Genomic DNA, 23,236 nt, shown 5'->3' on the forward strand with positions numbered 1-23,236 from the left:
TCGCCGCACCCTCAGTGATCCGACGCAACGCCTCACCCAGATTCGTCGCACCACACACAAACGGCACCGTGAACTTCCACTTGTCGATGTGATGGCTGTAATCGGCCGGGGTCAACACCTCGGATTCGTCCACATAATCCACCCCGAGGCTCTGCAGAATCTGCGCCTCCACGAAGTGGCCGATACGCGCCTTGGCCATCACCGGGATGGTGACCGCGGCGATGATGCCCTCGATCATGTCGGGGTCGCTCATCCGCGACACCCCACCCTGGGCACGGATGTCGGCGGGAACGCGTTCCAGCGCCATCACCGCCACCGCACCCGCGCCCTCGGCGATACGGGCCTGCTCCGGGGTGACCACGTCCATGATCACCCCACCCTTGAGCATCTCGGCCATCCCGCGCTTGACGCGCGCGGTGCCCGTCTGGCCGCGTGCCCCGTTCGGTCCGGCTGCGCCACCGATTCCCCGGTCGCTTCGCTCCTGCCCGCCGATATCCACTGCTATCTCCTCCAAATGGCTACTGATCCAGTCTAAGGGGGGCGGCAAATCCGTTGAATCCGGTGCGCACGCGGACAGCAGAGACGATTGCAGTCACCGGATCGACTGCAACTGCCGGTGCGGCCCCGCGCTCTGGCCGTCGGCCAGGGAGTTCGCGTCGGAAAGCAACTCGGCGAGCTGCAGCGGGTAGACGGTCTCCCCCTTGGCGACCAGTTCGTCGATCATTGTCGCATCGCACCAGCGGTGGCCATGGATGTAGCGCCGTTCCAGCGCCGTGCGGCCCGATGCGGACGGCTCGAACCGGCCGGTGCGGTGCACGAAGAACATCTCCTCGCTGCGGATGACCGATCCGTTGAAGTCGATCACCGCATCCCGCCGCCACACGGGCCCGACCATGTCGGCGGGCTGCACATGAAGGCCGGTCTCTTCGGCCAGCTCGCGCGTCGCGGCCTCGGCCAGCGTCTCACCCGGCTGGGCCGCACCTCCAACGGTGAACCACCAGCGCGGCGCCTCGCCCGCCTCGTTGGCGGGGTCCGACCCGCAGAACAGCAGAACCGCCCCACCCTCGTCCAGCAGCACCACCCGGGCCGACGTGCGACGGCTGACCATGCCGACGTCACGGTCGGCTTGTTCTGCTATCTCGAAATAGCTGGGCAGCGCGGCCGTTCCGCCAAGCCGGAGCAGGCGCACCGCAGGTCGCTCCCGCAACGCGAGTGTGTCGCGCACCGCGTCGTTGTGAAACCGGCGGGCCAGTGTCACGCGCGCCTCCGCGTCAGCCTGTTCGGCGACGAGCGCCACCGGCAGGGACACCGGGTCGACGAGCGCGAGCGCTGCCGACAGTTCGTTCTCGGCTGCTTCCCTGCCTTCTCTTGGCGTCTGCTCGGCGGTGCCGGCCAGCGCGGCGAGACGTTTTCCCTCCGGACCTGCCCCATAGGCGTCGACGGCGACGGCACGCGCGACAACGGCGCGTCGGGCCAGCGCGCTGTCGAGTGCCTGCCACGAGAGGTCGTAGCGGACGTGCAGCCGGTCCAGCCGGTGCGCTGTCTGATAGGCCCACACGCCGACCAGCAGCGCCGCCAGCAGCACGAGGACAGCCGCGACCACAAGCCAGACCATTAGCTCGCCACCTGCACCTTGGCCCCTGCCCCGGCGACGGTTTCGTACACCCGCATGATCTGGCCCGCCACCACCGACCAGTCGTACTGGCGGACCGCCTTGCTTGCGGCTTCGATGTAGCGGCCGCGCGCCACGTCGTTTTCCAGCACCTCGATCAGGCCGGCGGCCAGTGCATCGGCGTCGTCCACCGGGACCAACCGCCCGGCCTTCCCGTCCTCCAGCACCCGGCGAAACGCATCGAGGTCACTGGCCACCACCGCGGTGCCTGCGGCCATCGCTTCGACCAACACGATGCCGAAGCTTTCGCCGCCGGTGTTCGGCGCGCAGTAGACGTCGGCGCTTCTCATCACGGACGCCTTTTCCGCGTCACCGACCTGGCCCAGGAAACGCAGGTGCCCGGCCAGTTGACCGGCTTCGTCGCGCAGTTCTTCCTCGTCGCCGCGGCCGACGATCATTATCTCGATGTCGGGAAATCGCTCGACCAACGCCGGAAGCGCCCCGATCAGCGCGGCCATGCCCTTGCGCGGCTCGTCGAACCGGCCGAGGAACAGTACGGACTTGCCCTGGCGCGGGTATCCGTCAAGGCGCGGCGCTGACGCGAACGACTCGACGTCGACACCGTTGGGAATCTGCACGGCATCCGAGCCGAGCGCCTCCATCTGCCAGCGCCGGGCCAGATCGGACACCGCGATGCGACCGACGATCTTCTCGTGGTAAGGCCGGAGAAGACCCTGAAAGACGCTGAGCGTCAACGATTTCGTGGTCGAGGTGTGAAATGTCGCGACGATCGGCCCTTCGGCGGCCTGCAACGCGAGCATCGACAGGCTCGGCGCATTGGGCTCGTGCAAGTGCAGCACGTCGAAGTCGCCGTCGGCCAGCCAGCGCTTGACCTTCCTGTGCGTGGCGGGGCCGAAGCGCAGCCGCGCGACCGAGCCGTTGTACGGGATCGGAACCGCTTTGCCGCCGGACACCACATAGTCGGGCAGCTCGACGTGCGGCGACGACGGTGCCAGCACGCTGACCTCGTGACCGCGTTCCCGCATGATCTCCGCGAGCTGCAGCACATGGGATTGCACGCCGCCGTGCACGTCGAACGAATACGGGCACACCATGCCGATCCGCATCAGGCCTCGCCCCTCAGCTTTGCCTGTCGCTCCTCCGACAGATCGGCCAGCCACTGCGGCTGCAGCATGTGCCAGTCCTCGGGATGGGCGGCGATACCCTCGGCGAACCTGTCGGCCATCGCCTGCGTGATCGCGGTGACGTCACCCGAGGACGTGTCGAGCGGCGGTGCCACATCGAAAACCCAGCTGTCACGCGTGTTGTAGCAGTGGGTCGCCAGCACGACCGCGCCCGTCTCGATCGCCAGTTTCGCCGACCCCGCGGGCATCCGGGTCGGCTCCCCGAAGAAGTCGACCTCCACACCCGACCGCGTGAGATCGCGATCGGCCATCAGGCAGACGATCCCGTTGTCGCGCAGCCGCTCGGCGAGCACCTCGAACGGCGGACGATCACCGCCGGTGAGCGGCAGCATCTCGAAGCCCAGGCTCTCCCGGTAGTCGATGAACCGCTGATACAGGGACTCCGGCTTGAGCCGCTCGGCGACGGTGGTGAACGTGCCGAAGTGCGCGACCATCCACACACCGGCCATGTCCCAGTTCCCGCTGTGCGGCAGCGGCATGATCACCCCGCGACCCGCATCGAGGGCGGCATGGATGTGTTCACGGCCGAGCAGGCAGGGTTCGATGCGCTCCCGCAGCTTCTCTTTGTCCATCGACGGCAACCGGAATGCCTCCCGCCAGTATCGGGCGTAGGAGGCCAGCGAAGCACGGATCAGCCCGCCCGGCACCCTGGCGGGCGGCACACCGAGAACACGCGCGAGGTTCTTTCGCAGCTGCGCGGGACCGCCGTTGCGAGACGCGAAGATCGCCCCGGCATCGAATGCGTTGCGCGCCACCAGCTCCGGCATCGCCCGCACCACGCGCCAGCCCGCGGCGTAACCCAGATCAGAGACCTGGCCCCCGAGCGAGAAGCGGCTGCCGCCAGTCGCCTGCGGTCCCGTCGGGGTGGTGGTCACTCACCCACCTCCGTGTCACCGGAGTTGCTCACCACATCCGGTTCGGTCTTCTGCAGCGGCTCCATCGCACCGGGCGAGGTGCGCACGGTGTGGATGCGCTGACCCAGGGTGATCAGGCTGGCCACCGCGAGCAGCCATGCGGCGACATGCAGCAGCCACGGTATGTGCAGGAAAGACACGCCAGAAAGACCGGCGCCGGTGAGCACGATGACCAGCCGCTCCGGCCGCTCGATGAGCCCGCCGCCACCGCTTAGGCCACTCGCCTCGGCGCGGGCCTTGACGTAGGAGATCACCTGCGAGGTGACCAGGCAGATCATCAGGGCAACCGCAAGCGAGGTACTGCGCATCCCGAACACCGCCCACCAGAGCAGGCCGCAGAACACCGCGCCGTCGCTGATGCGGTCGCAGGTGGCGTCGAGCACCGCGCCGAACCGGCTGCCGCCGCCACTCTGCCGGGCCATCGCGCCGTCGAGCATGTCGGCGAGCACGAAGACGAAGACCGCGAACGAGCCCCACCACAGCTGCCCGATCGGGTACAGGGTCAGGGCGGCAACCACCGCGCCCGCGGTGCCGATGATCGTGATGCTGTCAGGCGTGAAACCTGCCCGCAGTGCGCCCTTGGCGACCGGCGTCGACAGCTTCGCGTACGCCGCCCTTGTCATCAGGTAGAAATCGCTCACGACTGTTTCGCCCATTCCGCGGCAAGCAACTCACGGGTCTCGCGCAGCAACTGCGGGACGACCTTCGAGCCGCCGATGATCGTGATGAAATTCGCGTCGCCGCTCCACCGCGGTACCACGTGCATGTGCAGATGCTCGGCCAGCGAGCCGCCCGCGGACTTACCGAGGTTGAGGCCGACGTTGAAACCGTGCGGGTTCGAGACGGCCTTCATCACGCGGATCACCTTCTGGGTGAACGCCATCAGCTCGACGCTCTCCTCGTTGGTGAGATCTTCGAGTTCGGACACCCGCCGGTACGGCACCACCATCGAGTGGCCCGGGTTGTACGGGTAGAGGTTCAGCACGACGTAGACGAGCTCGCCGCGGGCGACGACCAGACCGTCCTCGTCGTTCAGCGTCGGGATGTCGGTGAAGGGCTGCGTCGATGCCGCCGACCCACCCTTCATCGGCGCCTCGGCCAGATAGTTCATCCGGTACGGCGTCCACAGGCGTTGCAGATGATCGGGCTCGCCCACCCCGTGGTCGACGACCTCGCGTTCCTCGCCGCCGGTCATGTCGGCGTACCCGTCTTGATCAATTCCGCTGTGGGTGCGGCATTTTCGCGGTCGCGGATCCATTTCGCGATCGCCTCGACCGCTTCGCTGCGCGGCACTCCGTTGACCTGGCTGCGGTCGCCGAAGCGGAAGCTCACGGCGCCGGCCTCGACGTCGCGGTCGCCTGCCAGCAGCATGAACGGCACCTTTTGGTTTGTGTGGTTCACGATCTTCTTGGCCATCCGGTCGTCGCTGCTGTCGACCTCGACCCGGATCCCGTGTGACTTCAGTTCCTCGGCAACGCTTTCCAGATACTCGACGTGTCCGTCGGCGACCGGTATCCCGACCACCTGAATCGGAGCCAGCCATGCCGGGAACGCGCCGGCGTAATGCTCGGTGAGAATGCCGAAGAACCGCTCGATCGACCCGAAAAGAGCGCGGTGGATCATCACCGGCCGCTGCCTGCTGCCGTCGGCGGCGGTGTATTCGAGATCGAAGCGCTCGGGGAAGTTGAAATCGAGCTGGATCGTCGACATCTGCCAGCTGCGGCCAAGCGCATCCTTGACCTGAACGGAGATCTTCGGACCGTAGAACGCCGCACCACCTGGATCGGGCACCAGGTCCAAGCCCGATGCCGCGCCGACCTCGGCCAGCACGCTGGTGGCTTCCTCCCACATGTCGTCTGAGCCGACGAACTTGTCGGGGTCCTTGGTGGACAGCTCCAGATAGAAGTCGGTCAAGCCGTAGTCGCCGAGTAGAGCGAGCACGAACTGCAGCAACGACGTCAACTCGTCACGCATCTGGTCGCGGGTGCAGTAGATGTGCGAGTCGTCCATCGTCAGCCCGCGCACCCTGGTCAGCCCGTGCACGACGCCGGAGAGCTCGTAGCGGTAGACGGTGCCGAACTCGAAGAGCCGCAACGGCAGTTCGCGATACGAGCGCCCACGGGACCGGTAGATCAGACAGTGCATCGGGCAGTTCATCGGCTTGAGGTAGTAGTCCTGGCCGGGCTTGCGTACCGTGCCGTCGGAGTTGAATTCGGCGTCAAGGTGCATCGGCGGGAACATGCCGTCGGAGTACCAGTCCAGATGGCCGGAGACCTTGAACAGCTCCGCCTTGGTGATGTGCGGGCTGTTGACGAACTGGTAGCCGGCCTCACTGTGTTTGCGGCGCGAGTAGTCCTCCAGCTCGCGCCTGATGATCCCACCCTTGGGGTGGAATACCGCCAAGCCGGAACCGATTTCGTCCGGGAAGCTGAACAGGTCCAGCTCGGCGCCGAGCCTGCGGTGGTCGCGCCGCTGGGCTTCCTCGATCAGCTCGAGATGGCGGTCGAGCGCCTCCTGGGACTCCCACGCCGTGCCGTAGATCCGCTGCAGGCTGGCGTTGCTCTGGTCGCCGCGCCAGTATGCGGCCGAACTACGCGTCAGCTTGAACGCGGGGATGAACTTGGTCGTCGGAATGTGCGGGCCGCGGCACAGGTCGCCCCAGACCCGTTCGCGGGTACGGGGATTGAGGTTGTCGTAAGCGGTCAGCTCGTCACCGCCGACCTCCATCACCTCGGGGTCGCCGGACTTGTCGTCCACGAGCTCGAGCTTGTACGGCTCGCCGGCAAGCTCTTCGCGCGCTTGGTCTTTCGACTCGTAGACCCGCCGGGAGAACACCTGACCGTCCTTGACGATCTGACGCATGCGCTTTTCCAGCGCCTCCAGGTCCTCGGGCGTAAACGCCTCTGCCACATCGAAGTCGTAGTAGAAGCCGTCGGTGATCGGCGGGCCGATGCCGAGCTTGGCCTCGGGGAACATCTGCTGGACGGCCTGGGCCAGCACGTGGGCCGCCGAGTGCCTGATGACGCTGCGCCCGTCCTCGGTGTCGGCGGCGACCGGCGTCACCTCGACGTCGGTTTCCGGCGCCCAGCTCAGGTCGTGAAGCCGGCCGTCGGCGTCACGGACGACGACTACCGCGTCGGGGGCGCCCCGACTGGGTAGGCCCGCCTCGCGGACCGCCGCCGCAGCGGTCGTCCCCGCAGCGACCCGGATCGGGGCTGCTGGGGCGGGGCTGGGGGCGGCGCTCATCGGTCACTCGCTTCAGTGTCGTGGGTGTTTACGAACGCGACCATGCTATCGGTGCGGCCGGTCAGTCCCCGACCCCGATCGGGCTGTTCAGCCACGGATGCTCGATCCCGACGAGCTCACCCGACCAGTCCAGCGCACCGAGCAGCCACAGCGTCACGGCGACGATCAGCGCGGTTAACAGGCCGCCGAGGATCTGCACGAACTTTGCCTGGCGTCCAAACCAGTCCATGAACGTGTCGTAGCGCTCCCTTGCGTAGGCCAGCCACCGCCGGGCCCACTCGAACTCGGTGGCCAGAATGCCCAGCCCGATGAACACGATGGCCCACCCCGGTCCGGGATACGGGATCGCGACGATGCCGAGGCCGAGGACCGCCAGCCCGACGACCGCGACCACGATGCGGTAGCCGAACTCTGCCCTTGGCCGGTCGCGCAGCCGATCTCGCCAGCGTGCCCACCGACGTTTGGTCGCCGACCACCCGGATCCGATGCCGCCGCCGCGCCCGGATCCCGTCACAGTCTCCTCGTCGGTCATGGCTGCCCCGGATTGAGCTTCACGAACAGCGCCTCTGCGTCGCAGAGCAGCGTGTCACCGTCGAACAGTCGGCCTGCAACGAAGATCTTGCGGCCCTCGGCACGGTCGACCTCGCATCGACCTGCAATTCCTTGTCGATCGGCACGATTTGGCGGTAGTTCACGTGCAGGTAGGCGGTGCGCTGTTTGACGCTGCGGGTGAGCCGGAACGCCGCGAACCCGAGCACCGAATCCCACATCTGGGCCACGGCGCCGCCATGGACCGCGCCGTTGCGGCCGAGGTGGTAGCGGCGGAACCGCACCACGCCGTCGACCTCGTCGCCCACCGTCGTCAGCTCCGACGGCACCTGCAGCAGGTTGCCGCGGTTGGGCAGGTCCATCCGCCTGCCCGACGGCGTCGTCCACTCGTCGGCTTCGTGTGGCGCCAGTAGCTCGTTCACCGCTTCGACCATGTCGGCGGCCTTGGTGATCACGTCGTCGGGCGCATCGGCGGCACGCGTGTGGTCCTGCAGCGTGCGGACGGCGTCCACGAACCGGCCATAGTCGGCTCCGCCGCGGGTCGTCGGCTCTGGCGGGTTGAACCCGCCACCGGCATGCGCGTCGTCCGGGTCGGTGGCCACCCGCTCACCGTATCGTCACGGCTTTCGACGGTTTGCGAGGTAAGCCCCACCCCCGAACAACGCTGCACCGACCCCGGCCGCCACGAGCATCGACGACCAGGTGAGCGTGATATCGGGCGGCGAGGGCATCGGCGGTTTGCCAATCGAGGCCATCGCCGCAACCGCGGCACAACCCGCCGCAGTGCCGACGAGGGCCGCGGCGGCCAATTCCGGCCATCTGTAGCCGTGGTTCCACCGGGCCGCGAGAGGAGGCAACACCATCGCGAGACCGACGATGAACACCGTGAGCGAGACCCTGAGCTCCCACGGCACAGCGACGGGAGCCCCGAGCGCGGACGACACGGTGAACACGCCGAGCAGTGACGCCACCAGGCTGGTCTGCAAGACGCTGAGCCAGTTCGCCCTCTGCGCGTGCGATGCCTGAAGTTGCTTCATTCGCAAATCGGTCAGCGCTTGGGCTTCTGCGATCCGCTCCCGCGAGCTTTGGAGGTAGGTGATTTCGGTGCTGACCCGCCCGTCGAGCCACTCGGCGAGCTCGAGATCGCGGGCGAAGGGCGACATCGTCGGGGGCGCGCCCGCCATCCGCGTGGGTTCGTGGGCGCGCAGGTTGTGTATCCCGATTTGGACTGTCTGGCGTAGGTCTCGCAAGCGCGTGATCGAGATGAGCAGGCCGGCTGCGTCGCCCTGCGCACGGCTGAGTCGGCTCTGCGCGTCGATCAGTTCACCAGCACCGGTTGACGACTCTTCGAAGCGCTCGTGCAGCGCGAAGAGTTCGGCGAGTCCTTCGTCGAGCTCCCGCTCCCGAGACCGCAGGTCACCAATCTCACTTCGGAACATCCCGATCTCGTAGCGAATCTTGCTGGCGTGCATGAAATAGCGAACCAGCTTTCCGACGTCATCGCTGTTGCTCGAAAGCCAGCACCACTCCGCCAAACAAGACGGCGTCTCTTCTCCGGCTAGCGCGACAATGGTTCGGCCGGCTGGCATCTCCATGTCCCACAACGCGATTCCGGGCTCGACGACGTCGGATGCCTCGAGTCCCGAGCCGGCATGCCCGGCCGACACCTTTCGCGCCATATCCTCGGCCCCGGTCGCAAGGCTCAGTGACGGTTCGTTGGCTGAGCCGGTGAATACGTAAGCGGCGCCGAGGATACCGGTGAGGTCAGCATGTGGAGCAGCTTCCCGCCACGCGCTCGACAGCTCGGGCCAGGCGTCTGCGCCGTCCGTGTCTTTCCGCCAACGCAGACGGATCATGACTGCGGCGACATCATGGGCGATGAACGCGACAGCGGAGTCGCGGCCGTCGGCGCCTGCCTTTGCCGCAACCACTCGAAACCACACATCGTCTTCGGGAAACGTGTCGGGCAGGTCAGCTGGCTGATCGAACTCCGTTGCAGGTTCGGTGATTCCGAGTTTCGATGCAGCGTCCCAAGCTTGTGGGATGCCACGACCTTTCTTCGCGGTGTTCGAATCGAGTGGCACGAAAACCATGATCTGCAGCGCGGGTTCGCGGACCTCGATGGTCACCCGCGCCCGCCGTGACTCAGGACGGTGTGGACCGTTCGGTTCAACTGCTCGCGCATCTCAGCCGGCATGGGCAGCGTTGACAGCACGGGGGCCTGGGGCGGTGGCGAAGGCGGCTGCGCCACCCCCGTGGATCTGTGTCGCGCTGATCGGTTCTGCCCGATGATCAGCAGCACCGCCACGCCGACGACCACCAGAACGGCGGCGATGATGATGGCGACGACGACCCCCGCCTTACTTGATTCGCTCGGGTAGGCGGGGGTGGTGTGCGGGCTCGTGGTCGGTCCGATCGGCGACTGCGATGCGGTCCGGCTGGTGGAGGAACCGGGCCCCGACACGTTGGAGTCAGACATGCTGACGACGAGGGCCAGCAAGAACACCGCAATCGCACCCGCTATCGCCACTGTCACCCAAATCCATGGTCGCCGACGCGATCCGGACCTGCCCGTCACAACTGGACGGCCGTATCCGTAACCTCCGATCGCATCGGGTTGCGGTGGGCCGAGTGGCGCTGGGCCCGTGGCCCAGTCCGGCCGGGCAGGCGGACCGACACCCGCCACGATCCGCAGCGCCACCAGCTCCGCGCCAAGCCTTGGCACATCGCCAGATCCAGCTGCGACGTCGATCCGGCGCAGCGACTCGTTGATCCTTGGCCATACCGGTGCGGGCAGGTTGAGTCGCTCGACTTGGTCGAGGGTTCGCCGAGTTTCGTCGACCAGATCGGCTGGAAGCACGCCCGCCACAATCGCGCACTTTACCCGCCGGCACACCCGTTCACCTGCTAGTTAACGCCTCGGCTTGATTCGTCGATCGTCGTGGTCACCGAGACGATCTGCGGCGAGGGCGGTGCCGAGGAGAAGCCGAAACTCACCGGCGGCGCCAGCGGGGCCAGCCCGCCGAACGGCACACCACGGTAGTGGCCGTCGATCGCGGTGACGCGCCGTGACCGTCGCACGCCGTAGTACTCGACCCGGGCGTTGCCCGCGGTCCCATACGTGCGCACACCGGGCACGACGCGCGCCGCGACCGGGTCGATGGCCCGCAGCCAGCGCGGCGAGGTCGCAAGCCGCCGCGGAACCAGCCGAAGCAGCCGGTCGATCGGCGCTGCCCCGCCGATACGGATCCGGGCGTCGAAGCCGTCAGTCGTGACGGTGAGCCGCTCTTCGCCCAGGGCCGCGCGCACCTCGCCCACGTCCACCCGGTCGAAGCGGTAGGTCGACGACACGAAGCAGGCGATCGCGTCATCGGGCGCCAGCAGGACTCGTTCGTCGTCCGCGGTCTGCAGCATCACGTCGGTGAACGCCCCGAACGGGGATTGGTCCCATGCACCGACGACGATCCGCAGCCCGGATCCACTACCTACCCCCGCGATGTGTCCGGTGAAGACGAGACGCGCCGCGTTAGCCGGACTCAGCGCCGGCCTTGCTCAACATCTCGAACTCCTCGTCGGACAGCTTGATCTCGGCGGCGGCGACGTTCTGCTCGAGATGGCTCACCTTCGACGTGCCGGGGATCGGCAGCATCACCGGCGAACGCTTGAGCAGCCATGCCAGGGCGAGCTGCGATGCGGTCGCGTGGTGGTTGGCGGCGATCCGCTGCAGTGGACCGTCTGCGGCCGCCAACGGGCCTGCGGCCAGCGGAAACCACGGGATGAAGCCAAGGCCTTGGGCTTCGCACGCCTCCAGCACAGGTTCGGCGGTGCGGGCGGTGAGGTTGTACATGTTCTGCACCGACACGATCGGCGCAACCTTCTGCGCGGCTTCCAGTTGCTCGACGCCGACCTCCGAAAGGCCGATGTGGCGGATCTTGCCCTCCTGCTGAAGTGCGGCGAGCTCACCCACCTGATCCTCGAGCGGAAACTTGTCGTCGATGCGGTGCAGCTGGAACAGGTCGACGCGTTCGACGCCGAGGCGCCGCAGGCTCAGTTCGAGCTCCTGGCGAAGGTAGCCGGGAAACCCCAGCGGTATCCAGACATCCGGGCCGGTCCGCAGCAGGCCTGCCTTGGTGGCGATGACGAGATCGTCGGGGTAGGGCGCGAGCGCTTCGTGGATCAGTTCCTCGGATACGTAGGGGCCGTAGGAGTTGGCGGTGTCGATGAAGTTGACGCCGAGGTCCACCGCGCGGCGCAACACGCGGATGGTCTCGTCGTGGTCGTCCGGCGGCCCCCACACACCCTTGCCGGTGATGCGCATGGCGCCGAATCCGAGCCTGTTGACGGTCAGGTCGCCGCCAAGGGTGAACGTTCCCGATGCTGATGCGACGGTCGAGGTGGTCATGACAAAACCGTACGCCCAGCGATGGCATGGTGAATGGGTGAAATTGAGTGAGCTGGCGACGCTGCGGCTGACATATGGCGATGTGGGCGCGACGGCCGGCCCGCTGCCCGACGGGTATCACCACGTGCGCAAGTCGGCGGTCATCGGTCGCGGGCGACCGCGATTCGACGAGGCGGCGGCCAGGGTCATGCGGTGGGGAATGCTGCGCGGGGCGGGCGTGCGGGTCGACGCGAGCAGCGAGGTGGCGGCCGTCGGTTCGGAGGTGCTGGTGGGCTTCGGCCCGCTGCGCGCGCCGTGCCGGGTGGTCTACGTGATCGACGAGGCCTCCCGCCGCGGGTTCGCCTATGGCACGCTGCCTGGCCACCCCGAATCCGGTGAGGAGTTGTTCGCCGTTCGCTACGACCCCTCGACCGAGGAGGTGCACGCCGAGGTTGTCGCGTTCTCCCGGCATGCGACGTGGTGGAGCAAACTGGGCGCGCCGGCGACATCGTTGGCGCAGCGCGTCATCACGACGCGGTACCTGACGGCGCTGTGACGGATGGCGATGGCACAGGCGCCCCGGACCTGGCGGCGAGATCGAGGTGGTACGACAGGATCGCTAGCATGCATAGACCGATCGACATGTTCATCACGGCGCCGAAGCCCTCGGTGGCGAAGTCGACCAGCGCGTTGAGCAGCGTGAACACCAGAGCGCCGTTGCGTAGCCAAACCAGCGGCCAGACGCTGTCGGTGCGGCGCCGGGCGATCATCGCAGGCAGCGCCATGGCGAGCGTGAGGCCCGCGCTCACCAGCAGGATGACCGTCGCGATACTCAACGGGTCCAGCTTCAGGGTGATCTTCTCGTCTTCGTAGAGGTATCCGCCGAGAGCGACGCCGAGAAGACCGAACGCCACGCTGACCAACGCGCCAACCACCATCAACCAGCCCACCACCGTTACCAACCGCGGGCTGCGCAGGAAGTTCGGGATCAACCGGATCACGTGCTGCTGCAACGCATGTAGCCGATCAGAGGCATGATCCGCGGACACCAGAAGCGCCCGCACACTTGCGACGTCATCGGCATCGGCCCCCTCTGCACTCGCCTGGTCGACGAGGCGCAGTCCGATTTCGCGGCGGCGCAGCGCCAGGCCGCGCGCCACTCCGTCGGCTGCGATCGATGCCGCCGACGCCAGACGTTCCCGCGCATTGAGCGGCCGGAAGTCACGGACGACGCGCACTCCGACCAGGATCACCACCACCAGGATGTACATGATCTCCGCGGCGGGGCCGTAGAAGTAGTCGTTGTCCTTGGTGACGAATTTGCCCACCTCGTCGAGGAACAACCCGAACCCGATTCCGCCGAGGACGACGCATACCGTCCTGGCGCCGAATCCGAGTACCAGCCAGCCGATCAGTAGCGCGAACATCATCAGCGCGCCGCCGTATAGCGCGTGCGCGATGTGCAGGTCGCCGCCGCCGATCTGCGGATAGCCGGTCAAGCGCAGATACAACCGGGTGATCAGGATGGTCGCGATGGCGATGATGGTGAACGCCTCGGCCGCGCTGGGCCCCACCGAACTGCGGGTGATCGCACCCCGTTTGTGACGCCGTTCGGTATCCATGCCGCCTCCGGTTCACCTCGGGGTTAGCCTTTAACCTAATGGAGCTCGAAGATCGGAAAATCGCGGTGAATGATCCCGTTGAGGTGGAGGCCACCCACCTTCGAATCGCGCAGATCGTGCAGGACCTGTACGGCAGGCCCGACGCGGACTCTGACACCGTGATCGCCGAGCTGGCCGAGCACGCCGCCATCGAGATTCCCGGCGCGCAATACGCCGGGGTCACCGTCACCCGCAACGCCAAACACATCGATACCCCGGCGACAACGCACAAGTGGCCGCTGCTGCTCGACGAGATCCAGCAGCGCCACGGCGAGGGTCCGTGCCTGACCGCGGCGTGGAAGGAGAAGATCATCCACGTCGCCGACCTGACCACCGACGAACGGTTCCCGCGGTATGCACGGGACGCGTTGGCGGAGACCCCGATTCGCTCCGTGATGGCTTTCCAGATGTGGATCGCGGGTGAACGGATGGGCGCGCTGAACGTCTATGCCGAGACGGCTCACGCCTTCCGCCCGGAGACGCGTGAGATTGGACTGGTCTTCGCGACGCACTCGTCGGTCGCATGGAATGCGGCCCGCCGCGACGAGCAGTTCAAGCGGGCACTATCGAGCCGCGATGTCATCGGGCAGGCCAAGGGCATGCTGATGGAACGCTACGGCGTCAATGCAATTCAAGCCTTCGACCTCTTGCGCAAGCTTTCGCAGGATTCCAATACGCCCTTGATCCAGATCGCCGCCGACCTGATCGAAAAGCAGCAATCCTCGATCGAATAGCGGGTTTCGCCTCTTTCATGCGGGGCAACCCAACAGCGCATGAGTGTGGAATCCAAATCTGCCGCCGACGCGTCGATCGGCGAGTTGATCAGCCAATTGTCGGCGCAAACGTCGCGGCTTGTCCGGGATGAGATGCGGTTGGCGCAGAAAGAGCTTCAGCAGTCGGTGAAGCACGCCGGCATCGGCGCCGGCCTGCTGAGCGTCGCAGGGCTGCTGGCCGTGCTCGGTGTGGCAACCCTTATCGCCGCCGCTGTCGCCGCGTTGGCGCTGGTCCTGCCCGTGTGGGCCGCGGCGGTGATCGTGGCTGTCGTGCTGTTCATCGCGGCCGGAATAGCGGCGCTGCTCAGCCGCAAGCAAGCCGAGGAAATCACCCCTCCGGTGACCGAGAGCGCCGACAGCGTTAAGGCCGACATTCAGGAAGTCAAGGAAGCACGCCGATGAGCCAGCCCGACCCCCGTCCGGAACCAGGCCCCGATGCGGGAATCGACGATATCCAGTCAGACATCGCGGAGACGCGCAAGGAGCTCGGCGAGACCGTCGAGGCCTTGAGCGCCAAGATGGACGTCAAACAACGAACCAAGGACAAAGCCGCCGAGACCAAGGACGCCGTCGTGGACAAGGCGCACGCGGTGCAGCATGCGACGCTCGATGACGGTCGGGCGAAGGTCACCGTTCCGGCTGCCACATTGGTTGTCGCTGGTACGGCCGTGCTGGTGTGGTTCCTGTGGCGGCGACGCCGCTGACGGTCGCCGCTAGGCCTTGTTCGGCACGGCGGTGACCAGACCGCCGTCCATGATGAACTCGCTGCCGGTGGAGTACGACGACTCGTCGCTGGCCAAGAAGACGATGAAGGTCGACACCTCCTCCGGTTCGGCGGGACGGCCGAGCGGAATGGTGACCATGTCCTCGGGCAGGTGCGCGGTCATCGGCGTGCGGATGAAGCCGGGGTGCACCGAGTTGACCCGAATGTTCTTGGGCGCCAACTCGAGTGCCGCGGATTTGGCCAGTCCTCGCACCGCCCATTTGGACGCTACGTAGGGATGCACGAACGGTGCGCCGCGCAGGCCCTCGATCGATGACACGTTGATGATCGATCCGCCGCCCGCGTCGATCATGGGTTGGACCGCTGCACGCATGCCGAGGAACGTGCCCGTCAGGTTCACGTCGATGACCTTCTGCCATTCGTCCAGATCGAACTTCTTCAGCGGGCCGAGCGCGACGATGGCCGCGTTGTTCACCAGCACGTTGAGCTTTCCGAATTCGCTGACGGCCGTGTCGACCGCGGCCTGCCACTGGTCGGGCTGGGTGACGTCGAGGTGGACGTAGCGCACGCTGTCGCCGATCTCGTCGGCCACCGCCTGGCCCTCGGCGTCGAGGATGTCGCCGATGACAACCTTGCCACCCTCCTCGACCAGCATGCGCGCATGTGCGGCGCCCATTCCCCTGGCGCCGCCACTGATGAGCGCAACCTTGCCGTCGACGCGTCCCATGCGGTGTTCTCCTTTGTCGTTGTCGTTCGCCCTAATTGGCGTCGAAGAGTCCCTTGCCGGTGATCAGCGGCAGGTCCAGTGTCGTCCGGATTCCCGCCGGCGCGGCTACCACCGCGGGAATCGCGTTGACCACCCTGCCTGCGCCCGCCGCGATGGCGGCGTAGTTGTGGTCGCCCCTTCGGCTGGTCGGACAGATGTCGACGGTGTACGACGGCTCGCCGACGATCTCCACCCGGTAGGAACCGCCCGGCTGCGCTGGCTGGGGCCATTCTGGGGCGAGATCTTCGCGGAGCCGCGTGACGTGGTCGATGACGATCACGGGCTTGCCCTTGACCAGCCCGACGATCTCGAACCGCAACGCGGCCTGGCCGCCTTCGGGGATGTGTCCCGCCGCGATGTCGAAAGCCTCCGGCGCCGGGATTCGCGTGCACGAGTCCTTGATTTCGTCGACCTCGATGCCGAAGCCGGCCGACAGTTGGCGGATCGTCGTCCCCCACGCCATCCCGAGCACGCCGGGCTGCAACAGCATCGGCGTCTCATCGAGTGTCCACCCGAAACCCATGACGTCGAACATCACGGTGGAGCCGTCATACGTGGCATAGTCGGCGATCTCCATGCAGCGGACCTGCTCGAGGCGCTGACAGGTGCTCGCGATCGCGAACGGGATGAGGTCGTTGGCGAAGCCGGGGTCGACCCCGGAAATGAAGAGGCTTGAATTACCTTGTTGCGCAGCCTCTTCGATGGGAGCGATGTACTTGTCGGGCATCACACCCCACGGGTACTGGAAAACCCCGGGAGACGTTCCAACGACATTGACTCCCGCTGCGAGGATGCGCATGACGTCGGTCACCGCCTCGGGAATCCGGTTGTCGCCCATCGCGCAATAGACGGCGCAGTCGGGTTCGGCGGCCAGCAGTGCGTCAAGGTCGTTGGTCGCGGCGATACCCGTCGACGTATCGAGTCCGGCGAGTTCGCCCGCATCCTTGCCGACCTTGGCGTCCGACGACACCCAGACACCGGTCAGTTCGAAGCGGGGATCGCTGATCAGATGGTTGAGCGCGATACGTCCTGCGTTGCCGGTGCCGATGTGTGCGACGCGGATCGCCATTGCTGTCTCCTCAAGGCCGCGGCTGGACAGCTGTCCAACTTATCGGATGCGGCCCGCGGGAAACAAGGCAGGTCATGGCGGTGCACGGTTTTCCGCTGGCGTTCGGCCCGCGGGATCGGTCGGGGTGCCGGACAGTTGTCCAGCACCCCGACCGGCGCCGTTACACGACCCGCCGCCTGCGTCCGAGGAAGACCGCAAGACCGAGGGCACCCAAACCCAGCCCGGCGACGACGCCGGCCGCCGCCATCAGGTACATCTGCGAGCGGTCGATGTCGGCGGACTCGCCAGACGCCAACTGCATCCGATAGTCGCCGGGCAGCGGTGCTTCCTGCGGTTCGCCCAATCCGGGGTACTGCTGCGTGCGATGGACCTCGAACTGCCGCTCGCCGGTCGGCGACGTGGTCCACTGCCCCCACGCAGGGGTCGCCCCGTCGAGCAACACCTTCCGCCCGCCGTACTGGACGTCGTCGCCGACGTCGACGATCTGGTTGACCCGGAACGGCTGGTATGTCGAGTTCGAGTAGCGCACCTGAACCGGCACGTTGTCGTAGCGCGCCAGCGGCGGCGGCGGCACGAACGGCGCGCCGATTGGCGGGATGTAGCCGCCACCGAAGAACGTGCCTACGGCGACGTCCGCGGCGAGGTTCGCGGAATTGAGCACCACCGCCGTGAAGCTGTAGGCGGCCAGCGCGGCGGCGTCCACGACGGCCCGGCCCAGCGCGGGCACGATCAGGATCCGAGGCGCGCGCTCGTATATGTAGACGATGCGCACGGGTGCACGGTAGGGATTGCAGAAGACCGGTCGATACCAGTCGTCGTACTCGATCCACCGCTTGTCCCACTGCCGGACCTTCTTGTCCCAGTGCTTGTTTTCCCAGTCCCAGTCCCAGTCGCGGTCGCGGTCGCGGTCACGGTCGCCTACGGAGAATTCGGAGCCGACCTTGAACTCGGACTCGAACGGGCCCAGCTTGGTCTTGCTTTCCAGGTCGATCGCGCTGGCCAGGAAGTCGACGTCGTCCCTTTTCGCAGGCTCTGGCTTCAGCTCGACCGGCTTGGACTGCTTGGCCAACTGAACGTCCTGCTCTGGAGCCTGCATCTGGTCGGGCTGGGCGGTTGGGATGCGTTGCGCGGCCTTCGAAACCGTCGACGAGTCGTTGCCCTGGGCCTCATCCGGTCCCGGTGCGCCCGGCTTGACAGGCGGATCCACCGCGGGCAGCGGAGCAGGTACGTCGACCTCCGGCGCATTGATTGTGGGTGCGTCGGCCTTCGGCGCATCAACGGGTGCCTCGATCTTCGGAGTATCCACCTTGGGCGCGTTGACTTTTGGCGCATCGACCGGCGGCACGTCGACGTTCGGCACGTCCGCCTTTGGCGCTTCAACCACCTTGGGCGCCTCAACAACCTTGGGTGCCTCAACAACCTTGGGCGCCTCAACAACCTTGGGCGCCTCAACCACCTTGGGCGCCTCGTCGACCTTGGGCGCCTCGTCGACCTTGGGTGTTTCCTTCTTGGGCGCGGGTGCCTGAATCTGCGGTGCCGGCGCTTCGGGTTCGGGCGGAGCCTGGACCGCCGGCGGCGGTGCCTGCACCTGCGGGGCGGGCGCTTGGGGCTGCGGCGCGGGCGCTTGGATCTCGGGAGCGGGCGCTAGCTGCTGGGGCGGTGCCTCGATCTTCGGCGGGGCCTGCTGTTCTTTGGGCGCACGGGGCGCCTCCTGCTCGGGGACAACCTGCGGTGCCTCTGGAACGACGATCTCGGGTGTCGGGATGATCGGGATACCCGGATCACTGTGGTCGCCCGGTTTGGCGAAGGCAGGCGCGACTCCTCCGGTGAGCGCACTCATGGAGATGACGACGCCCGACGCCAGCACAGCGACGGTGCTACGACGGAAGCATTTTCTAATAGGGGCACGCATGTGGGTATCGACTCCTCTGGTTAGCGGTGGCGGGTCGCCCCACCGCTGCTATGCCATCTCCCCCGACACTGGACGTGGCCCAGCAGGCGACGCGGTGCTCTTGTGGCCGAAGCGCCGCTTGTGGCGGAGCGACGATCGGTTCCAACAGTTCAATCGCTGTGAATCCGGATGCGTTACAGCCGTAGGATTCGGCTCACACCTAAACGCGATCGGAGCGCTGCCATGGAAACGCGGGACCGGCTGTTCATCGGAAATGAATGGGTGGCGCCCGCCACCGACCGCACCATCGATGTCATCTCTCCGATCACCGAGGAGGTGTACGCGCGCACGCCAGACGGATCGCCGGCCGACATCGACAGCGCGGTCGCCTCGGCCAGGGAGGCGTTCGACAACGGTCCATGGCCCAACTGGACGCCAGAGGAGCGGGCCGACGCGATCGCCGCGCTGTCGCAGGCGCTGCAGAAACGCGGGACGGAAATCGCCGACGTCGTCACCAACGAGAACGGGTCCCCCGCGTCGCAGTCGTTGGGTATGCAGGTGTTCGCGGCCACGATGGTTCTCGACATCTACGCCGACATCGCGCGCAGCTATCCGTGGAGTGACGAGCGTGTCGGCGCCATGGGCCAGAAGGTCGTGGTGCGCCGGGCGCCTGTCGGCGTCGCGGCGGGGATCATTCCGTGGAACGTGCCGCTGTACATCATGGCGATGAAACTCGGGCCGTGCCTCGCGTCGGGGTCGACGATGGTGCTCAAGCCGGCGCCCGAAACGGCGCTCGACCCGTACCTGCTCGCCGAGGCGGTGCTCGAGGCGGGGCTTCCGCCCGGCGTGATCAACATCGTCACCGCGTCGCGCGAAGCCAGCGAGCACATCGTCACCCACCCCGGCGTCGACAAGGTCAGCTTCACCGGCTCGACGGCGACCGGCGCACGCATCGGCGAGCTGTGCGGCGCGCAGATCAAACGCGTGACGCTCGAGCTGGGCGGCAAGTCGGCGGCGATCCTCCTCGACGACGTCGACCTCGACGCGCACGTCCAGAACATCATCATGTCGGGAATGATGAACAACGGGCAGGCCTGCGCCGCGCAGACCAGGATCCTCGCACCGCAATCGCGCTACCAGGAGACGGTCGACGCGCTCGCAGCGGGCGTAGGCGCCATGAAGGTGGGCGACCCCAACGATCCCGAAACGGCCGTCGGTCCTGTTGTGGCACAACGGCAACGGGACAAGATCGTCGGAATGCTGGAGTCGGGTAAGGAGCAGGGCGCCAAGGTGGCGATCGGCGGCGGTAGGCCGGCACATCTGGACAAGGGCTGGTTCATCGAACCGACGCTCTTCTACAACGTCGACAATTCGATGCGGATCGCGCGCGAGGAGATTTTCGGCCCGGTGCTGTCGGTCATTCCGTACGAGACCGAAGACGATGCCGTCCGCATCGCCAACGACTCCGACTACGGCCTGTCCGGTTCGGTGTGGACCGCCGATGTCGACCACGGCGCTCAGGTCGCGGCGCGGCTGCGCACGGGCACGGTCCCGGTGAACTCGGGTCTGCTGCTTGACTTCAAGTCACCGTTCGGCGGGTTCAAGAAGTCGGGCATCGGGCGGGAATGCGGCCCAGAGGGCGTCGACCCCTACATCGAGTACCAGTCGATCATCTACCCGAGCTGAGTTGCGATTCGCGCTGTTCGAGCCCGTGAATTCGACCACCCAGCAAACACACTTTGCTGTCTGATTCCCTTTGAGCTGCTGCTTTACTAGTGTAAGCTGGCAAACCTGTAGGGGGATGTTTTACTGCGTTGTTCTGTAGCCAGCAATTGCGCGGACCCATCAGTGTTCGGGTTCGATCAAACGAGGATTCGCAAAGTGACTGCAATCGATACGCGCGTAGGCGAGAGCTTCGGCAAATACCAGTTGAACGCCCTGCTCGGTAAGGGCGGAATGGGCGAGGTGTACGAGGCCTACGACACTGACAAGGGCAGAAACGTCGCCCTCAAGATCCTGCCGGACCAATACGCGCAGGACGATCGGTATCGTGCCCGCTTCCTACGCGAGTCGCATGCCGCGGCGATTCTGCAAGAACCGCACGTCGTGCCGATCCACGAGTGGGGCGAGATCAACGGCAACCTTTACATCGACATGCGACTGGTTCGAGGGCAGACGCTGCACGACCTCATCAAGAAACGCCCGTTGGATCCTGAGCGTGCGGTTTCGATCATTGAGCAGATCGCCGCGGCCCTCGACGCTGCCCATGACGAGGGCTTGATCCACCGGGATATCAAGCCGCAGAACATCATTGTCACACCAGCGGACTTCGCCTACCTGGTCGATTTCGGCATCGCCGAGATGCAGGGCGACGCCAGACTGGCCATGGCGGGCACGCAGATCGGCTCGTTCGCATATACGGCGCCCGAGCGGTTCAACGACACGGGAACGTCGTTTTCCTCCGACATCTATTCCTTAGCCTGCGTGCTGTACGAGGCGCTGACAGGGAATCTTCCGTTCCGGACCGATAGCTACGAACACCTGATCGGTGCGCATGTCTGCACTCCTCCGCCAAAGCCCAGCGAAGTCAACAAACGGGTCTCGGGATCTCTGGACAACGTCATCGCACGCGGAATGGCGAAAGATCCTGACGATCGCTACGGCAGCGCGGCAGCGCTGGGCTGCGCCGCGCAGCGGACGCTCCGGGCGAGTGCCGACGTCGCCGCGGGGATGCGAATACTTAAGGCGCACCGCGGATTTCACCGCTACCGCGAACGTTGACAGCGGCGAACGGCGGTTACCTGACACAAACAGAGCCGACCGCGATCGTCGAGTCACCCGCCGACCGGTACCGTCGCGATGTGACTGCATTCATCCGGGTTGGGATCGCCGCTGCGTGTGTGGTGATGGCAGTGGCCGGCTGCAGTCAGGCCACCGTTCTCGATGGACGTGCCGTGTCGATGCGCTACAACCCGTACCGGGTCGCGGGCCTGCCGACCTCTGACGGCCCAAGCGGACCCCGCACCACACCACCGTCGGCCGCCAACCGGGTGCAGAACACCGACGACGGGGAGATCGACCGCGAGGCGTTGTTGGCGGTCGAGGACATCGAGGATTTCTGGTCCCAGCATTACTCGGACGCTTTCGCCGGCACGTTCACTCCGGTGTCGCGACTGGTTTCGGTGGATCCGAACAGCTCGATGACCATCTGCGACGAGGACGCCAGCGCGTTCGACTTCAACGCGTTGTATTGCGCACCCGATGACCTGATCGCCTGGGACCGGATCGATCTGATGCCCGTCGCCAAGGAGTTCTTCGGCGACATGACGATCAACGGGCTGCTGGCGCACGAGTACGGCCACGCCCTGCAGACGCGCGCAGGACTCGTTGGCGAGCAGAGGTCCTCGATTCTGGTTCGCGAACAGCAGGCCGACTGCATGGCGGGCGTCTACATGCGCTGGGTGGCCGAAGGCCACTCGCCGCGGTTCAGCATCAACACCAGTCGGGCCCTGGATCAGGTGATGGCCGGAGCGATCGCCGGGCGGGATCCGATCTCGACGCTTGACACCCTGTCGCTTGACCCGCCGTCGCACGGCACCGCCCTTGACCGGGTGAGCGCATTCCAGACCGGCTTCGACGTCGGCGCCGATGGTTGCGCCGCAATCGATTCCGCTGAGATCGAGCAGCGCCGCGGCAACCTTCCGCCGTCGCTGTTCGATCCGGCCAGCCCGCAAAGCGATATCACGATCGACGAAAAGACACTGTCAACGCTGATGGAGCTGTTGGACCAGACCTTCAGCCCGGCGAGCCCGCCGACACTTTCCACCACTGGCGAAGGTTGCTCGGCGACCCAACAGCAGCCGGTCGCCTACTGCCCCGACAGCAATACGATCGGTGTCGACCTGCCGACGCTGCGCCAAATCGGCACGCCCGCCGACGAGAGCGATTTCGTGCTGCTGCAGGGTGACAACACCGCGCTGTCCATGGTCACGTCACGCTACGTCCTTGCCCTGCAGCAGGAAAAAGGCGAGGCGCTGAACACACCGGTGGCCGCCATGCGCACCGCCTGCCTGACCGGGGTCGCGCAGCGGAAGATGGCCGACCCGATCCGCGGGCCGTCGGGCAACCAGCTGGTGCTCGGTGCCGGTGATCTCGACGAAGCGGTGTCGGGCCTGCTGACCAACGGCATCGTGGCGACCGATGTCAGCGGGACACCCGTGCCGTCCGGGTTCACCCGGATCCTCGCCTTTCGGACTGGGCTCTCGGGCAATGCCGACGACTGCTATCAACGGTTCTCCTGAGAGAATCGGCACGTGAGCCGACCGCGGGAGCACAGACCGGACCGCTCCGGCTCCGACGACAAAACCGTCGAGGTACCGCTGCGGTCGGCCAGGGGCGCAGAACCACCATCGGCCGAGGAGCCGTGGTGGAAGACCGCCAATACC

21 protein-coding genes and 3 pseudogenes are annotated in these 23,236 nt (G+C 66.4%); 7 read left to right on the forward strand and 17 right to left on the reverse strand.

Annotated features, from left to right (window positions below; all coding sequences use genetic code 11):
- The 13 genes and pseudogenes from D6M19_RS32920 to D6M19_RS32980 form a co-directional block, all read right to left on the reverse strand.
- Positions 1–397, reverse strand: a pseudogene (locus D6M19_RS32920) (pyridoxal 5'-phosphate synthase lyase subunit PdxS); the annotation flags it as partial.
- A gap of 195 nt (positions 398–592) precedes the next feature.
- Entirely contained in the window at positions 593–1,615 is a 1,023-nt protein-coding gene (locus D6M19_RS32925; RefSeq protein ID WP_123029493.1) for an NUDIX hydrolase, read from the reverse strand.
- Complete coding sequence (locus D6M19_RS32930) at positions 1,615–2,739, reverse strand: glycosyltransferase family 4 protein (protein WP_123029494.1); 1,125 nt, start codon at positions 2,737–2,739, stop codon at positions 1,615–1,617. The genes D6M19_RS32925 and D6M19_RS32930 overlap by 1 nt, the downstream gene beginning before the upstream one ends.
- Complete coding sequence (locus D6M19_RS32935) at positions 2,739–3,692, reverse strand: phosphatidylinositol mannoside acyltransferase (protein WP_123029495.1); 954 nt, start codon at positions 3,690–3,692, stop codon at positions 2,739–2,741. The genes D6M19_RS32930 and D6M19_RS32935 overlap by 1 nt, the downstream gene beginning before the upstream one ends.
- On the reverse strand, positions 3,689–4,372 hold the full coding sequence (gene pgsA, locus D6M19_RS32940; RefSeq protein ID WP_123029510.1) for a phosphatidylinositol phosphate synthase: 684 nt from the start codon (positions 4,370–4,372) through the stop codon (positions 3,689–3,691). Before pgsA ends, D6M19_RS32935 begins: the two co-directional genes overlap by 4 nt.
- The gene (locus tag D6M19_RS32945; protein ID WP_123029496.1) at positions 4,369–4,926 is read right to left on the reverse strand and encodes an ATP adenylyltransferase; all 558 of its coding nucleotides are present in this window, start codon (positions 4,924–4,926) and stop codon (positions 4,369–4,371) included. Before D6M19_RS32945 ends, pgsA begins: the two co-directional genes overlap by 4 nt.
- The gene (thrS, locus tag D6M19_RS32950; RefSeq protein WP_123029497.1) at positions 4,923–6,977 is read right to left on the reverse strand and encodes a threonine--tRNA ligase; all 2,055 of its coding nucleotides are present in this window, start codon (positions 6,975–6,977) and stop codon (positions 4,923–4,925) included. The genes D6M19_RS32945 and thrS overlap by 4 nt, the downstream gene beginning before the upstream one ends.
- A 61-nt stretch (positions 6,978–7,038) precedes the next feature.
- On the reverse strand, positions 7,039–7,509 hold the full coding sequence (locus tag D6M19_RS32955) for a TIGR02611 family protein (protein ID WP_123029498.1): 471 nt from the start codon (positions 7,507–7,509) through the stop codon (positions 7,039–7,041).
- A pseudogene (locus tag D6M19_RS32960) lies at positions 7,506–8,128 on the reverse strand (PaaI family thioesterase). The gene D6M19_RS32955 and the pseudogene D6M19_RS32960 overlap by 4 nt, the downstream one beginning before the upstream one ends.
- 15 nt (positions 8,129–8,143) lie before the next feature.
- Positions 8,144–9,655, reverse strand: a complete 1,512-nt coding sequence (locus D6M19_RS32965; RefSeq protein ID WP_123029499.1) for a CATRA conflict system CASPASE/TPR repeat-associated protein — start codon at positions 9,653–9,655, stop codon at positions 8,144–8,146.
- On the reverse strand, positions 9,652–10,386 hold the full coding sequence (locus tag D6M19_RS32970; RefSeq protein WP_164478811.1) for a hypothetical protein: 735 nt from the start codon (positions 10,384–10,386) through the stop codon (positions 9,652–9,654). Before D6M19_RS32970 ends, D6M19_RS32965 begins: the two co-directional genes overlap by 4 nt.
- Positions 10,387–10,433: 47 nt before the next feature.
- On the reverse strand, positions 10,434–10,940 hold the full coding sequence (locus D6M19_RS32975; RefSeq protein ID WP_234835161.1) for a hypothetical protein: 507 nt from the start codon (positions 10,938–10,940) through the stop codon (positions 10,434–10,436).
- A gap of 112 nt (positions 10,941–11,052) precedes the next feature.
- Positions 11,053–11,928 (reverse strand): aldo/keto reductase, encoded by an 876-nt coding sequence (locus D6M19_RS32980; RefSeq protein WP_123029502.1) that lies wholly within the window; start codon positions 11,926–11,928, stop codon positions 11,053–11,055.
- Positions 11,929–11,965: 37 nt separating this feature from the next.
- Here D6M19_RS32980 and D6M19_RS32985 point away from each other — a divergent pair, with 37 nt between their 5' ends.
- A complete protein-coding gene (locus D6M19_RS32985) occupies positions 11,966–12,463 on the forward strand; it encodes a DUF1990 domain-containing protein (protein WP_123029511.1) in 498 nt (165 codons plus the stop codon).
- On the opposite strand, the gene D6M19_RS32990 is transcribed toward D6M19_RS32985, so the two are convergent.
- Positions 12,435–13,529 (reverse strand): hypothetical protein, encoded by a 1,095-nt coding sequence (locus D6M19_RS32990; protein WP_164478812.1) that lies wholly within the window; start codon positions 13,527–13,529, stop codon positions 12,435–12,437. The two genes, D6M19_RS32985 and D6M19_RS32990, sit on opposite strands and share 29 nt — an antisense overlap.
- Positions 13,530–13,567: 38 nt before the next feature.
- On the opposite strand from D6M19_RS32990, the gene D6M19_RS32995 reads away from it, so the two are divergent.
- From D6M19_RS32995 to D6M19_RS33005, 3 genes are read left to right on the forward strand one after another with little or no spacing between them, the layout of a single operon-like run.
- Positions 13,568–14,302 carry a GAF and ANTAR domain-containing protein gene (locus D6M19_RS32995; protein ID WP_123029503.1) on the forward strand — a complete coding sequence of 245 codons (735 nt, stop codon included), beginning with the start codon at positions 13,568–13,570 and terminating at the stop codon, positions 14,300–14,302.
- A gap of 39 nt (positions 14,303–14,341) precedes the next feature.
- Positions 14,342–14,743 (forward strand): phage holin family protein, encoded by a 402-nt coding sequence (locus tag D6M19_RS33000; protein ID WP_123029504.1) that lies wholly within the window; start codon positions 14,342–14,344, stop codon positions 14,741–14,743.
- Positions 14,740–15,045 (forward strand): DUF3618 domain-containing protein, encoded by a 306-nt coding sequence (locus D6M19_RS33005; RefSeq protein ID WP_123029505.1) that lies wholly within the window; start codon positions 14,740–14,742, stop codon positions 15,043–15,045. The genes D6M19_RS33000 and D6M19_RS33005 overlap by 4 nt, the downstream gene beginning before the upstream one ends.
- Before the next feature lie 9 nt (positions 15,046–15,054).
- Here D6M19_RS33005 and D6M19_RS33010 read toward each other — a convergent pair whose 3' ends face one another.
- The 3 genes from D6M19_RS33010 to D6M19_RS33020 all read right to left on the reverse strand — a co-directional run bounded on the left by D6M19_RS33010 (position 15,055) and on the right by D6M19_RS33020 (position 18,767).
- A complete protein-coding gene (locus D6M19_RS33010) occupies positions 15,055–15,792 on the reverse strand; it encodes a glucose 1-dehydrogenase (protein ID WP_123029506.1) in 738 nt (245 codons plus the stop codon).
- 31 nt (positions 15,793–15,823) lie between these two features.
- Positions 15,824–16,900, reverse strand: a complete 1,077-nt coding sequence (locus D6M19_RS33015) for an NAD(P)H-dependent amine dehydrogenase family protein (protein WP_123029507.1) — start codon at positions 16,898–16,900, stop codon at positions 15,824–15,826.
- A gap of 160 nt (positions 16,901–17,060) precedes the next feature.
- Positions 17,061–18,767: a hypothetical protein gene (locus D6M19_RS33020; protein WP_123029508.1), complete on the reverse strand. Its 1,707-nt coding sequence runs from the start codon at positions 18,765–18,767 to the stop codon at positions 17,061–17,063.
- A 267-nt stretch (positions 18,768–19,034) separates the two neighbouring features.
- Here D6M19_RS33020 and D6M19_RS33025 point away from each other — a divergent pair, with 267 nt between their 5' ends.
- The 3 genes and pseudogenes from D6M19_RS33025 to D6M19_RS33035 all read left to right on the forward strand — a co-directional run bounded on the left by D6M19_RS33025 (position 19,035) and on the right by D6M19_RS33035 (position 23,092).
- Positions 19,035–20,477 carry an aldehyde dehydrogenase gene (locus D6M19_RS33025; protein WP_123029509.1) on the forward strand — a complete coding sequence of 481 codons (1,443 nt, stop codon included), beginning with the start codon at positions 19,035–19,037 and terminating at the stop codon, positions 20,475–20,477.
- Between the two features lie 204 nt (positions 20,478–20,681).
- Positions 20,682–21,539, forward strand: a pseudogene (locus tag D6M19_RS33030) (serine/threonine-protein kinase); the annotation flags it as partial.
- Positions 21,540–21,697: 158 nt separating this feature from the next.
- Positions 21,698–23,092 (forward strand): neutral zinc metallopeptidase, encoded by a 1,395-nt coding sequence (locus D6M19_RS33035; protein ID WP_123029513.1) that lies wholly within the window; start codon positions 21,698–21,700, stop codon positions 23,090–23,092.
- Positions 23,093–23,236: the final 144 nt, after the last annotated feature.

Source organism: Mycolicibacterium stellerae (genome assembly GCF_003719305.1).
GTDB lineage: Bacteria > Actinomycetota > Actinomycetes > Mycobacteriales > Mycobacteriaceae > Mycobacterium > Mycobacterium stellerae.

Coding starts and splice junctions, on each gene's coding strand:
- D6M19_RS32925 (WP_123029493.1), bottom strand. CDS start 1,615: ATGGTCTGGCTTGTGGTCGCGGCTGTCCTCGTGCTGCTGGCGGCGCTG.
- D6M19_RS32930 (WP_123029494.1), bottom strand. CDS start 2,739: ATGCGGATCGGCATGGTGTGCCCGTATTCGTTCGACGTGCACGGCGGC.
- D6M19_RS32945 (WP_123029496.1), bottom strand. CDS start 4,926: ATGACCGGCGGCGAGGAACGCGAGGTCGTCGACCACGGGGTGGGCGAG.
- thrS (WP_123029497.1), bottom strand. CDS start 6,977: ATGAGCGCCGCCCCCAGCCCCGCCCCAGCAGCCCCGATCCGGGTCGCT.
- D6M19_RS32955 (WP_123029498.1), bottom strand. CDS start 7,509: ATGACCGACGAGGAGACTGTGACGGGATCCGGGCGCGGCGGCGGCATC.
- D6M19_RS32975 (WP_234835161.1), bottom strand. CDS start 10,940: ATGCTGCAGACCGCGGACGACGAACGAGTCCTGCTGGCGCCCGATGAC.
- D6M19_RS32980 (WP_123029502.1), bottom strand. CDS start 11,928: ATGACCACCTCGACCGTCGCATCAGCATCGGGAACGTTCACCCTTGGC.
- D6M19_RS32990 (WP_164478812.1), bottom strand. CDS start 13,529: ATGGATACCGAACGGCGTCACAAACGGGGTGCGATCACCCGCAGTTCG.
- D6M19_RS32995 (WP_123029503.1), top strand. CDS start 13,568: ATGGAGCTCGAAGATCGGAAAATCGCGGTGAATGATCCCGTTGAGGTG.
- D6M19_RS33000 (WP_123029504.1), top strand. CDS start 14,342: ATGAGTGTGGAATCCAAATCTGCCGCCGACGCGTCGATCGGCGAGTTG.
- D6M19_RS33005 (WP_123029505.1), top strand. CDS start 14,740: ATGAGCCAGCCCGACCCCCGTCCGGAACCAGGCCCCGATGCGGGAATC.
- D6M19_RS33010 (WP_123029506.1), bottom strand. CDS start 15,792: ATGGGACGCGTCGACGGCAAGGTTGCGCTCATCAGTGGCGGCGCCAGG.
- D6M19_RS33015 (WP_123029507.1), bottom strand. CDS start 16,900: ATGGCGATCCGCGTCGCACACATCGGCACCGGCAACGCAGGACGTATC.
- D6M19_RS33025 (WP_123029509.1), top strand. CDS start 19,035: ATGGAAACGCGGGACCGGCTGTTCATCGGAAATGAATGGGTGGCGCCC.
- D6M19_RS33035 (WP_123029513.1), top strand. CDS start 21,698: ATGGCAGTGGCCGGCTGCAGTCAGGCCACCGTTCTCGATGGACGTGCC.